Below are 12,523 nucleotides of genomic sequence, written 5' to 3'. Positions count from 1 at the left end.
TGAAGCCTTTCAGACGACTCACTTATTCAATCCGTCGTTCAGTGGCCAGCGCGTTCGAAGCGCTCGAAGTGCGCAGACTTTGCGCCAATTCGACCAGTTGCACGAACTCGTTGCGCAGGCCAAAGCGGTCATCGCCGCGCGCGCCACGGGCCAGTGTTTCCGTATCTTTCAGACTGAAATCGCCGGTGTAACGACCGTCCTTGAGCTGCTGGGAGAACGCGGCCACGGCGGCGGCAAAACGCAGATCTTCGCTGGCGGTTGCGACCTGGTTGGCAATCGGCCGCTCGATCAGCAGACTTTTCCCACCTTCAGGCTGTTGATAACGCACACGCAGCATCGCCAATTCTCCGTTCTTCCCGGAAACAACCGGCTCCGATTTACCGTAACGCAGCGGCTCCAGCCAGCCCTTCTCGCCCGCAGGAACAATTTCGTACAGCGCGGTCACCGTGTGTCCTGCGCCGATTTCGCCGGCATCGACTTTGTCATTGCTGAAATCCTCACGTTTCAACGCACGGTTCTCGTAGCCGAGCAGGCGATATTCGCTGACTTGCGCCGGGTTGAACTCCACCTGCAGTTTGACGTTTTTCGCCACCACGGCGAGGGTCGAACTCAACTGATCCACTAACACTTTGCGCGCCTCGCGCAGGTTGTCGATGTAGGCGTAGTTACCGTCGCCGGCATCGGCCAGTTGTTCCATCAAGTGTTCATTGTAGTTATCTACACCAAAACCCAGCGTCGTCAGCGAAATCCCGCTTTTGCGTTTATCCACAGCCATTTGTTTGAGGCTGTCGAAGTCGCTGACGCCGACATTGAAATCACCGTCGGTAGCCAAGAGGATGCGATTGACGCCTTTGGGGATAAAGGCCTGCTGCGCCATTTGGTAGGCCAGTTCGATACCGGAGGCGCCAGCAGTCGAACCACCGGCGGTCAATTGTTCAATGGCCGTGCGAATTTTCGCTTTTTCCCGTCCGGAAGTCGGCTGCAGCACCACTCTCGATTCACCGGCATACACCACCAACGAAACGCGATCCTGATCGCGCAACTGATCAACCAGCAATTTCAGCGTACTTTTCACCATTGGCAGGCCTTCGCGACGATCCATCGAGCCGGAGACATCGACCAGAAACACCAGATTGGCCGGGGCCAGTTCCGCCACAGCGCGGTCGGATGCCTTGATGCCGATACGCAGCAAGCGGGTGTGCGGGTTCCACGGTGAGGCCGCCAGTTCAGTGGTCACGCCAAACGGCGAGCCGTCGCTGGGCAGCGCGTAGTCATAGGGGAAGTAATTGACCATTTCCTCCAGCCGCACCGCGCCTTCTGGCGGCAGTCGACCTTGATTGAGCAAGCGGCGGACGTTGGCATAAGCGCCCGTGTCGACGTCGGCACTGAAAGTAGAAACCGGTGTCTCGGCGACGCTGTGTATCGGGTTATCGGCCAACGTCTGATACTGCTCGCGCTGCTCGTCGCGATAGCCCTGTGGATAGCTTTCACTCAACGGCATCGGCGCGCTGCCCGCATTGGGCATCTTGTACAGCGCGCGCTTGGCCATTGAGGTGTCAGCCATGACCGCTTCATGCTGAACCAGCACCTCAGGCTGCGCCGGCGCTGGCACAGCAGCGGAATCGGGTGTGGACGAAGCACCGCAACCGGCGAGCGCCAGCAGCACAGCAACCGCAACAGGACGCAAGAGAGGATGAGACATGGGGGCTGACCTCGGGATGAAATTGATCATTCATCCACTGAGACGGGCAGCCCTTTCAGTTCGGGTTAAACGCCGCTAAAAAAATTTCAGCGGTGATAACGCCGCACCGCACTGCTGTTACGCAGCACATGGCCTTTGATTTTTTCCATCAGCTCGGCACGGGTCAGACCGGCCGGCAAGGCATCCGGGGCCAGATCCAGTGCGTAAATCTGGATGATGTAGTGGTGCGCACTGTCGCCCACTGGCGGACACGGCCCCATGTAATGCGTGTTGCCCTTGCTGTTGGTGCCGCCGACACCTTCGAATGCGGATTTGGCGCCGACGCCCGCTGCGATCTGCCGCGTGGTGGATTTGATGCCGTAATGAATCCAGTGATCGACGCCCAGGCCTTTCTGGCCGTCCGGGTCGTGCATGACGATCGCGTAACTCTGGGTGCCGGCAGGACCTGCGTTCCAGCTCAGCGCTGGCGACTGGTTCTTGCCGCCACAACCGGCGGCATCGCTGGCCGCTGCCGAGGTAAACAGGCGGTTATCGGAAACACCCGGAATGCTCAGGGTGAAACGCTCCTGGGCCTGCGCTGGAAACTGCACGCAAAGGGTGACGGCAATGGCCGCCAGCCAGGGGTTGAGAGAGGTCAATCGGGTCATTCCGGGAGCACCTTGTGCAGTTGGGCCGTCGTCGGCCTGCAAACTATAGCCGTACCGTTCGTGCCGTGGCAGTGGCAAATGGCTGAACCTCGCCCTGCGGCGCAAACTCACAAGAGAAATGCCCGCGAGGAAGCCGATCATGTCCCTGCACCGTGTCGCCCGTATAGCCGATGTCCCTGAAGACCGTGGCCTGCAATTTGAAATCGGCGAGTGCAAGATTGTGCTGTTGCGCGTCGGTGAGCAGCTACGCGCCTTTCAGGGCGAATGCCCACATGCCGGGGCGCCGCTGGCTGACGGCGCGTTGTGTCACGGACGGCTGATCTGCCCGTGGCACAAGGCGGCGTTTCGCGCAGAAGACGGCGCACTATGTGAGCCGCCAGCGCTCGACAGCCTCAAGCGGTATCCACTGGAGCTGCGCGGCGATGACGTTTGGGTCGATGAACAACCGTTGCCCGATGCGCATACTCCTCCGGCGGATGATTCGCGTACGTTCGTGATTGTCGGCGCGGGCGCCGCTGGTACGGCATGTGCAGCGGCGCTGCGGGAAAAGGGTTTCGGTGGCCGCATCGTCATGATCGACCGCGAGACCGATGCCGGTTACGACCGCACGGTGCTGAGCAAATTTGTCCTCGCCGGGGACATGCCACCCGAGGAAGCGCCGCCGCTGCGAGATGAAACTTTCTATAAAGAGCAGCGCATCGAGCGACTGGAAAAACAAATCACCTCGCTGGATGCTGCAAACCAGACGTTGCATCTGAACGACGGTCAGTCCCTGCGTTATGACGCGGCCGTGCTCGCCACCGGCGGTGAACCCAATCCATTGGAATTGCCCGGCGCCGACCTGCCACAGGTCTTCGTCCTGCGCTCAAAAGCCCAGGCAGAGCAAATAATGAATGCCGCCAAACCCGAGCAACGCGCGGTGATCATCGGCGACAGTTTCATCGCTCTCGAATGCGCCTCGGCCCTGCGCCAGTATGGCCTCGACGTAACAGTGCTGGCTCGCCACGCGACTCCCTTCGCTGCGCAATTCGGTGAAGCCGTGGGCAAGGCGATCCGCGCGCTGCACGAACAGAACGGGGTGAAATTCATCACCGAACACGAAGCCACCGAGATCATCGGCGACGACAAGGTAGAGGCCGTGCTGCTGGACAATGGCCTGCGGCTTTCTGCGGATCTGGTTCTGGCGGGGATCGGTGTGCACCCGGGCACCGAAGCTTTCGCGTCATTGCCGAGGGAAAAAGATCAGTCATTGCGCGTCGATGATGGCCTGCGTGTGAGCGAAAATCTGTGGGCCATCGGCGACATCGCCACGTTCCCGTTGAACGGCCAGTTACAACGCATCGAGCACTGGCGCCTGGCTCAACAACATGCGCGAATTGCTGCCGCCAACATGCTCGGTGGCGACGAACGTTACCTCGACGTGCCGTTCTTCTGGACTTGGCATTTCGGCAAGAACTACGACTACCTCGGCCACGCTGAGCACTGGGATGAGGTGGAGTTTCTCGGCGAGCCTGAACATCCGCCATTTATTGGTCTGTTCGGTAGAAACGGTATGGTAGTTGCCGCCGTGGCTTGCGAGAAAGAAAGAGCGATGGCGTTACTCACCGAGCGCATGAAGCAACCGCTGCCGATGGAAGAGGCTTGGGAACTGATCCGCGATTAGCGGCCGATTGATCGTTCCCACGCGCCTGCGTGGGAATGCACGTCACTGGACGCGGAGCGTCCCAAGAGGCATTCCCACGCAGAGCGTGGGAACGATCAAAGCCGGGTAAGGGGTTCGCGATTATCGTCATCTTCAGCATGCAGAAAAATCACCCGCGGATGCTCCAGCGGTGCCAGCGGCGGTGGCAATTCCTCCTGTTTCACCGGCCAGAAATGCGTCACCACGTGACTGATATCGCCTTCCTGATCGTTGTGAATGGTCATCACCCCGGGCGTGCGCAGTTTCTGAAAGCGGTCATCGCAGAGTTTGAAACTCTTGCTCAACCCTTCATCGTCGATCACCGGCGAAGGCAACCGCCGCTGAGCGAAACTGCGGCTTTTGCGCTGCTGATAACGCGCCCAACTGATCAGAATCACCGCGTTGACCAAGGCAATCCACAGATAAATCTGCAGGGTGCCCAGCGCGTCGAACGCAGATTTATCGATCAGCGGGCCGCCCGCGTGAGTTTCGACCAGCGGCCACAAGCCACGGATCAGCAGAAACAGCAGCCCCACCCACGCCACCACGGTAAGCACCACATCGACCACGACCAGAAAAGGCCGCTGGCGAGTCCGGATGATTTTCATTTGATGACCTCCTCTTCGTCGTCACCAATCGGCTTGATACCCCGGTCGGGACTGACCCACCGCGCACGTTTCTGATGTTGGCCGAACAGCACTTTCGGGAAGCTGACCAGCGTGGTCAGCAGACTGACAAACCAGAACGCGATCGGGTACCACACCACCCAGAACATGGTCTTGCCCAACCCGGGCTCGTAGCGGCGGTCGATGATGATGCTGACGGCGAACTGCACCAGGCAGACAAACGCCAGCAGCAACCCGGTAAACGCTGGTGGCATCAGGTGATCCACCGCGATCGCCTCCGGCATGACCACAAACTTGCCCACGCCCCAGAAGATCACCGACAACAGGAAAGTAAACGCCCAACCGGTCGACAGGCAGTATTCAAACAGCAGCGGCCACAGGTAACGATGACGGTACTGCCAGATGCCGCGAATGTTCTTGAACAGCACTTCGGCGCCACCCTGGGCCCAGCGCAGACGCTGCTTCCACAGGCCGCCGAGGGTTTCCGGCATGAGGATCCAGCACAGCGCGCGCGGCTCGTAGAAGATGCTCCAGTGATCGAGTTGCAGCTTCCAGCTGATGTCGATGTCTTCGGTGATCATGTCCGGGCTCCAGTAGCCAACCCGGTTTAACGCCGTGCGGCGAAACGCGACGATCACCCCAGAGACGGTGAAGATCCGCCCGAACACCCGTTGCGTCCGCTTGATCAGGCCGATGATCGACGAGAACTCGCCGACCTGCACCCGCCCGACCAGCGTCGAACGCGTACGAATCCGTGGGTTGCCGGTCACCGCGCCAAGGCGTGCGTTATCCAGCATCGGCGCGACCAGATAGGCTGCCGTGTTCGGCGCCAGCAGCGCGTCACCGTCGATGCACACCAGATACTCACTGCGCGCCGCGATGGCGCCCATGCGCAATGCGACGGCTTTGCCCTGGTTTTCCGCCAGATGCAGCACGCGCAGACGAGGATCTTCCTTGGCCAGCGCGTCGAGCACTTCGGCAGTGTTGTCCTTGGAGCCGTCGTTGATCGCGATGACTTCGATGTTCGGGTAATGCTGGGCCAGCGCCGCGTGGATGGTGTCGGCGGCGTTGTCACCTTCGTTGTAGCAAGGGATCAGGATCGAGATCAGCGGCTCGCCTTCCAGTGGTGGCGGCAGGGTGTCGTCCTGCCACGGCCAGTGACGTTCCCAGTGCAGCCAGAAATACAGGCCACCGGAAATCCACAACCCGGACATGAACAGTGGGTAGAAGAACACGAAGTCCATCAGGAACTGCCCGGTGACAAGGAAGATCAGGCCCAGCGGCACGCCGAGGACGAGCGCCAGAACAAGCAGGGCTAACAGTCTATCCAGCATGTTATGGATTCCATTTATTGGAGAGCGCAGGCCTTACGGTTTTCAGGTCCGGCAGGTTGTCGAGGAAGTTGTCCGGGTAGTAACCGAAACTGGTCGCGCCCTGACGTTTGAGGCGACCCATCCAGTCCGCCAGATGCGCGCCATCGATGTCGGCCTGATCCTTCTTGGTCCAGTCCCGCGCCTGCAATTCGAACACCGTGCGATTCAGCGCGCCGGGGCGCTTTTTGACCGTGGCCACCAGCGCTTCCAGCCACGGGCCGGACTCTGCCTGGGTCTGCTTTTCCATCAGCGGCATGGCCATCGGCGCCGTCCAGTCGTAGGTCACGAGGAAGTCGTCGAGGTTCTGTGCGTACCAGGCTTCGCTCTCGGGGTTGAGCATCGGTTCGGCGAAGATGTTGCGTGCGGTCAGCACCTGCGGGCCGCGAATCGCACGGACTTTGGCGGTCAGCTCGTTGGTGAAGTCGATGAGGTATTGGCTCTTGAAGCGCGTCCAGCGCTGCATCGCTGCCGGATCGTCGCGCAATGCGGCAATCGAACCCGGCAAACCGTGGGCAGCGTAGGCTTTCAAGGCTTCAGGGCCGGCATCTTCGAAATCCGACAGTACCGCGTCGTCGTGGTAAAGAATGCCGTTGACCGAGGTCAGGCGCGCCACGTCTTCGTAGATTTCACCGATGATCCGTCGCACTTCAGGATCGAACGGCGACAAGCGTTGGTACTGATCCGGATCCACCGAGGTGATGCCGGTTTTCGGGTCCCAACGGGTCACGCGCGGCAGTTTCGAGTCGAGACCAAAACTCAGCACCGGCATCCACGCGAAGACCTTCACGTTAGCGCGGGTACGCAGTTGCCAGGCGACGCGGTTAAAAATATCCGCACGCACCGGCAAGTGACGGTTGGGGAAGTACAGCGAATGCACCAGGCCATCGCCCTTGGGATCGGCGAAGGCTTGCAGGAACACCGTGTTGGCGCCCAAGTCAGCGATGCGCTGCACCAGTTTTCCGAGGTTGATGTCCTGCTGCGCCGGATCCGGGTCGTAAACGTTGTCCAGATCAACATGCACAACGCGCATGACGAAATCCGACTGCACGTCGACGATACTGTTGGCGAAACGCTCGCCGTCAGGATCCGAAGCGACAAGAAAGCGCGGGCTGCTCATCAGGTTGTCGAGGGCGTCGAGACCGTCTTCGAGGGTCAGGGCCATTTCGTAGCCCTCCTCGCCGACCACCGTCAGCGATGTGCCGTCCGCCGCGCCATACGGCCAGACCCAGACGCGTGGTTTCTTGCCGGTGACCTTGCGGATTTTTTCCGAGATGCTGTTCACGTCAGTGCGGATCCGCGCCTGGAAATCAGCCTCGGATTCATAGCGTCTGGTCACTGGGTCATAACGCCGGGTGGCCGCCGCAGGCTGCAGGTTGCCCTGCGGGTTGGCCAAAATACCTTTGTGATTGGCGTCGGTGTGAGCAGCGATTTCCACCAGCCCGGAGTGTGAGATTTCGCGAATCTGATCCCAGGTCAGAAAGTCGGAACGCGCACGCGGAGCACCGGCGAAATCCACTGGCTGATTGAGCGGCGTGTCGATCCAGCTGCCGACCGGCGCCAGCAGCGCGTGCCAGTTATAGGCACGCAGCACCGGTAGCACGCGAGTGTAGAAGCTCGAATAACCGTCGTCGAAACTGAGCAGAATCGCTTTCGCCGGCAGCTCCGGGCCGCCCTTGCGCGCAGCCATGATCTGGTCGACGGTGACCGGTTTGTAGCCGTTCTCGCGCAGCCACGCGAGTTGCTCGATCAGGCGCTCGGTGCGCACCGCAACTACGGCCTGATCAGGATCGCGATCTTCGACATCGTGGTAGGCAATACCGAGCACGTGGTTTTTCGGCCACGGTTTTTCGCTGGCCGCCAGCGGACGCTCGGACGGCGGCGCGAAGGCCGGAGCTTGCTGGGCGCAGGCGCTGACCAGCAGCGCTCCCAGCAGAAGGATGAAACGCGAAATCAAAGGCATCTTCAAACTCTTCTAGAAGCGGAAAGTGAGGTCGACGAGCAGACGCAGATCGGTCTCCCGATCACCGTCGTAGGGCCGGTTGATCACACTGAGCAAACCGCCCACCTCGAACACGTCGTTCCAGGCATAGCGCTGGCCGTAACCGAGCAAAGCCATGCCGCCGGTGCCGTGCTCACGCTGGCTGTACGTCCCCGCGCCGGCCTGGAATTGTTGGCTCCAGGCCGTTTCGTAGCGGTGGTAGAGCACGTGATTGACGTTGACCAGCGGCATCACGCTGAAGTCGGATTTCGGGTTGAAGTACGGCACGTCATCGGACTTGGAGTTGTGGCTGGTGCCGACTTCCAGTCCCGCATCGACCTGCACGTTCGGCGCGCTGTAAACGCCCTCGCGGCCGGTGAGCAAGGCTTCGACGCGGTTGTTGCCGTCACTGAAGTGCGACGGGCTCACCGACAGGCGCCACTCGCGACTTTCATTGGCGCGCCAGCGAATGAAACCGCTGCCGCCGTTGCCCTTGATGTCACTGTTGAGCGCGCGCAGCGGGGTCTCTGCCGAGAGGTATTCAAGGCTGCCGCCGTACTGCCAGTGATCGTTGATGTCACGGGCGATCGCCAGCCGCGCACCCTGTTTGTCGCCGAAACCGTAATCGTGACTGGACACTTCGGCTTCAAGGGTCATGTCACGAGTGCGGCGTTCCAGGCCGACTCGCTGAAAGCGGTGGTGCCCGGTGCCTTCGGCGAAGTCGCCGGTGGCATAACCGACGCCGGCGAAGACGCGCCAGTCTTCATCGATCGGCGAACTATACAGGGTGGTCTGGATGCCAAAATCGCGGCTGCCGCTGACGGCTCCGGCATCGCCACTGCCGCCACCGTTGGCCTTGCCGCCGTAGGCTTCGACGCGCAGTTCGGACATGTCATGCACTTCACGTTCGCGGGCCAGACGCTGCACTTGGCGGTTGTCCGGATAACGGGCGACGACATCGTCGGTCAGCACATCCATCTGCCGCCATTCCTGCAGTTCCATGGCTGTGTGGGCTTGACCGATTTCCAGGCCCATGTCGCGCGGCACCATGCTCTCGGTTTCCTTGAGCTGGTTTTCCGCGCGACGCGGCCATTGGCGGGCCAGGTACAGATCGGCCTGAGCGAGGCGCAAGCCGATGTTGCCCGGCGCCTGATCGACCAGGGTTTGCAAACGCTCCTCACCGTGCGGCAAGTCGGAACCGTAAGTGCCGGCCTGAGCAGCGAGTTGCTGGGCGTCCATCCATTCATCGTTGGGGTTGCCAATGGGCAGCCCTTTGAGTTCGACACGCGGGCGCTGGGATTTGGCAGCGTCCTCGGCGACTTTGCGCGCCTCATCAGCGCGGTCGCTTTCCAGCAGCGAGTAGTACAGCGCAGTGGTGTCTACGAGTCGATCACCGACATCGGCGTCCGGCGCCGCCAGCACTTGGCGATACAGGTCGGTGGCGATTTCCGGCTCACGCTGATCCAGATAAGACGCGGCCACCCAGCGCAGGGCATAGGTCGGAATCCTCACGCCCTCGGCTTGCAGCTTCTGGTATTCGGTGATGACGTCGGCGGTACGCGCCCGGGCCTTGAGCGCGCCCATGCGGTCGATGCGCCAGCGAATCACGTCGTCGTGAGCGGTCGCGTCGGGTGTCCAGCTGGCGAGCAGTTTGTCGTAGTCGGCCAGCGCGCGATCGGCGATGACGTAGCGTTCTTTTTCACTGCGGGTGGCGAGTTCGGCGAGGCGCACGCGCTCGGCGGCCAGATCGCCTTCGAGGCGACGCAGGGTCACCGGATCGATCAGGCCCGGACGCTGATTGGCCAGACGCAGCGCTGGCTCCGGCAGACGCGCCTTTTGCAGGGCGATCACGTATTCACGGGCGACTTCCGGTTTGCTGCCGGAGCGTTTGAAGGCCTGATCGTATTCGAACAGGGCGTCGTAAGGTTTGTTGTCACGGGTCAGGGCGTAGCCCAAGGCGAGGCGGCGCGACGGATCATCAGGTTTGGCCGCCACCAGCGCTTTGGCGCGGCTCACCGCTTCGTCGGGTTTACCGGCGTCAGCCTGAGTCAGGGCCAGGCCCAGTTGCAGGTCGGCGTTATCCGGCTCCAACGCCAAAGCCTTGTTGTAGACCTGAGTCGCCTGATCCCAGCGCTTGAGGTTGCGGTAGGCGCGCGCAGTGGCGGTCAGCGCCTGAACCGGCAGCACGCGGTCGCGGCCCTGGGTTTCATAGACCTGCACCACTTCGGCGTCGAGTCCGGCCCAACTGGCGATCTGCAGGTGATCGCTGATCTGCCCGGTGGTCGACTGGCCGAGCGGCACCTGACGCAAAACCGTTAGCGCAGGTGTGGTTTGCCCGGCACGGGCGTCGCGCACCATCTGATCGTAGGGTGTGTCGGCAAACGCCAGCGCCGGCCAGAGCAACTGGCTGCACAGCGCGACTCGAAACAAAGGGCGTAAACCACGATGTAATACGGGAACATCAATCCGCGGCATTCGTCAGCATCCTTACATGGCCAGCCGGGTCGCAATGCCCTCCTTGCCCTTTCGTAACGGTGGCCGCCAATGCACATGCAACGGCCAAGCTTAGTCAGGCAGTTTTGCACGCAAGCGCAGAGCAATATCCAGAACACAATAATTGTTCAGAATCGTGCTGGCGGTTCAGCCGAAAACCCGAACGCCAGACAGCAAAACGCCCGGCGTCTGTGCGATACAGAGGCCGGGCGTTGCTATCAAGAACGCAGGATTACTGCACTTGCGTGACGCCGGCGAACTTGTTCATCAGGAAGCCGACGAACTGCTCGACGGTCATCTTCTGGCCGTTGAATTCGACCTGATTGGCGGCGTAATGCAACTTGGTCACGACGTTGCTGCCGTCGACGACCGCCAGCTGCGAACCGACCGCCATGCCGGCGAACATATCGGCCGCTTCCTTGGACTGATCGACGATCGCCTTGGCGTCAGTCTGACCATCCAGTTGCGCCTGCACGCTGAGCAGATCGACCAGCATCGGCTTCGATACCTGAATATTCAGGTCCAGCAACGCGATCAGTTGTTTGCCCAACTGATCCGGCGGCAGATCCATCGATTGCGGTTTGGTCAGGTCGATCACCAGATTGGCCTTGCTCTCGCCGTTGGCGGTATTGAACGAGAGGTTTTCCAGCGCAAACTGTGGGCCGGCGGCCAGCAGTTTTTGCAGATCGGCTTTGACCTGCGCATTTTCCGCTTCGGTCAGGTTCAGCTCTGGCGCTGGCAAGCCCTGGGCTGCTGCCTCGGCGGCGGCTTTTTCATAAGGCTGCAGTTTGGTCTGGTAGATCTGCATCAGTGACATGGTCGACGGGATGTCGAGGTTTTTCAGGCTCATGGCCATGTTCGCCGAGCCGACTTTCTTGTCGTTGAGGCTGACTTCACCAATTTTGTAATCAGCACGACCCGAGGCATTGCTGCCGTTTTCTTCGGTGAGGTTCTTCATTTCGAAGTTCTTCACGCCAAGCACCGATTGCTTGGTACCGAAGGTGGTTTTACTGTTGGTCAGCACCAGGGTGTTTTCCCCGGTGTAGTAGCCATAGCTGCTCTTGGCGAGGTTGCTGGCCAGGGTCAGACCGTTGAGTTCGACCTGCACCGGAGCCTGATCTTCAGCAACGGTGACCAGTTTCAGGTTGTCCATGTAGCCGTCCGCCTTGACCTTCTGCGCTTTGGCATTAGCGGAGATATTCATGGTCAGGCCGGAGAACTTCAGGCTCGACTGCTCATCCAGTGCGGTTTCGAACGGCAGCAGGTCGAGGGTGCTGGTGGTGGATTCGTCGTAGCCGAGGCTGGTCACGCCTTTGAGCGGCGCGGCGCCCTTGGTGGCGGCGAACCACTTCTCGGTGGCAGGATTCTTTTCCAGCTCATAGTTGCTGGTGGCCATGACCGGCAGCCATTTCAGCGAAACCAGACGCGAGAACGGCAGCGGGCCGTGTTCGATGTGATCGACGAACAGCAATTCCACTGGTTTGTCGCCGAACATCTCGCCTTCACCTTTGAGGCGGTAGTGCGCGGTGCTGGTGAAGGTGTGGCGATCCAGCGACACCAGTTCCAGCGACGCAGTGCCATTGGAACCGGCCATGGCCGTTTGCAGCTCTTGGTTGGCGTTGCTGACGGCGTTGTTCAACACGCCTTCGATCTTGGTCCCGGTGTACCAGGCCCCGCCTGCGCTGATCGCGCCGATGGCAACAACAATTCCGAGGAGCACGCCTGCTGATTTATTCATGAATGACCTGATCGATTTCCGTGGCTGTGAGTGTCGTCGTCTTCCCTGAACCCGTGACCGGGTCGCGGCTCGACTGCGCTGAATTCAGCGGTGGAGATTAGCACCGGGCGCGCAAGGTGGCCCAATGTTTAAAGGTTAAAGAGTGTCTATGGGAATTGTGGACAGTCGACAGGCGGGAAGAGTTTCGGTGTTTTTCAGTCCGCCTTCGCGAGCAGGCTCGCTCCCACAAGGACAACACTGTACCTGTGGGAGCGAGCCTGCTCGCGAAGGGGCCAGATGATTCAG

At 60.7% G+C, this 12,523-nt stretch carries 8 protein-coding genes; 1 reads left to right on the top strand and 7 read right to left on the bottom strand.

Translation table 11 applies throughout. The features are described from left to right. Positions 1-22 precede the first annotated feature (22 nt). Positions 23-1,702 carry a vWA domain-containing protein gene (locus CCX46_RS00880; RefSeq protein ID WP_127925386.1) on the bottom strand — a complete coding sequence of 560 codons (1,680 nt, stop codon included), beginning with the start codon at positions 1,700-1,702 and terminating at the stop codon, positions 23-25. A gap of 86 nt (positions 1,703-1,788) precedes the next feature. Next, positions 1,789-2,349, bottom strand: coding sequence for a YbhB/YbcL family Raf kinase inhibitor-like protein (locus CCX46_RS00875; RefSeq protein ID WP_127925385.1), 561 nt, complete (start codon positions 2,347-2,349; stop codon positions 1,789-1,791). 139 nt (positions 2,350-2,488) lie between these two features. Between CCX46_RS00875 and CCX46_RS00870 the strand changes: the two genes are divergently transcribed. Continuing rightward, positions 2,489-4,012 carry an FAD-dependent oxidoreductase gene (locus tag CCX46_RS00870; RefSeq protein WP_127925384.1) on the top strand — a complete coding sequence of 508 codons (1,524 nt, stop codon included), beginning with the start codon at positions 2,489-2,491 and terminating at the stop codon, positions 4,010-4,012. Positions 4,013-4,107: 95 nt separating this feature from the next. Here CCX46_RS00870 and pgaD read toward each other — a convergent pair whose 3' ends face one another. From pgaD to CCX46_RS00845, 5 genes are all read right to left on the bottom strand, one after another. After that, on the bottom strand, positions 4,108-4,638 hold the full coding sequence (gene pgaD, locus CCX46_RS00865) for a poly-beta-1,6-N-acetyl-D-glucosamine biosynthesis protein PgaD (RefSeq protein WP_127925383.1): 531 nt from the start codon (positions 4,636-4,638) through the stop codon (positions 4,108-4,110). Further along, on the bottom strand, positions 4,635-5,990 hold the full coding sequence (pgaC, locus tag CCX46_RS00860) for a poly-beta-1,6-N-acetyl-D-glucosamine synthase (protein WP_127925382.1): 1,356 nt from the start codon (positions 5,988-5,990) through the stop codon (positions 4,635-4,637). Before pgaC ends, pgaD begins: the two co-directional genes overlap by 4 nt. A gap of 1 nt (position 5,991) precedes the next feature. Continuing rightward, complete coding sequence (gene pgaB, locus CCX46_RS00855; protein WP_127925381.1) at positions 5,992-7,989, bottom strand: poly-beta-1,6-N-acetyl-D-glucosamine N-deacetylase PgaB; 1,998 nt, start codon at positions 7,987-7,989, stop codon at positions 5,992-5,994. A 12-nt stretch (positions 7,990-8,001) separates the two neighbouring features. Next, on the bottom strand, positions 8,002-10,482 hold the full coding sequence (pgaA, locus tag CCX46_RS00850; protein ID WP_127925380.1) for a poly-beta-1,6 N-acetyl-D-glucosamine export porin PgaA: 2,481 nt from the start codon (positions 10,480-10,482) through the stop codon (positions 8,002-8,004). A 250-nt stretch (positions 10,483-10,732) separates the two neighbouring features. After that, the gene (locus CCX46_RS00845) at positions 10,733-12,238 is read right to left on the bottom strand and encodes a YdgA family protein (RefSeq protein WP_127925379.1); all 1,506 of its coding nucleotides are present in this window, start codon (positions 12,236-12,238) and stop codon (positions 10,733-10,735) included. Positions 12,239-12,523: the final 285 nt, after the last annotated feature.

It is taken from the genome of Pseudomonas sp. RU47, assembly GCF_004011755.1.
Classification (GTDB): Bacteria; Pseudomonadota; Gammaproteobacteria; order Pseudomonadales; family Pseudomonadaceae; genus Aquipseudomonas.
The sequence above is the reverse complement of the archived record's forward strand: the minus strand, read 5'-3'. Positions and strand labels throughout refer to the sequence as shown.

Coding starts and splice junctions, on each gene's coding strand:
- CCX46_RS00880 (WP_127925386.1), bottom strand. CDS start 1,702: ATGTCTCATCCTCTCTTGCGTCCTGTTGCGGTTGCTGTGCTGCTGGCG.
- pgaD (WP_127925383.1), bottom strand. CDS start 4,638: ATGAAAATCATCCGGACTCGCCAGCGGCCTTTTCTGGTCGTGGTCGAT.
- pgaA (WP_127925380.1), bottom strand. CDS start 10,482: ATGCCGCGGATTGATGTTCCCGTATTACATCGTGGTTTACGCCCTTTG.
- CCX46_RS00845 (WP_127925379.1), bottom strand. CDS start 12,238: ATGAATAAATCAGCAGGCGTGCTCCTCGGAATTGTTGTTGCCATCGGC.
- CCX46_RS00875 (WP_127925385.1), bottom strand. CDS start 2,349: ATGACCCGATTGACCTCTCTCAACCCCTGGCTGGCGGCCATTGCCGTC.
- pgaB (WP_127925381.1), bottom strand. CDS start 7,989: ATGCCTTTGATTTCGCGTTTCATCCTTCTGCTGGGAGCGCTGCTGGTC.
- CCX46_RS00870 (WP_127925384.1), top strand. CDS start 2,489: ATGTCCCTGCACCGTGTCGCCCGTATAGCCGATGTCCCTGAAGACCGT.
- pgaC (WP_127925382.1), bottom strand. CDS start 5,990: ATGCTGGATAGACTGTTAGCCCTGCTTGTTCTGGCGCTCGTCCTCGGC.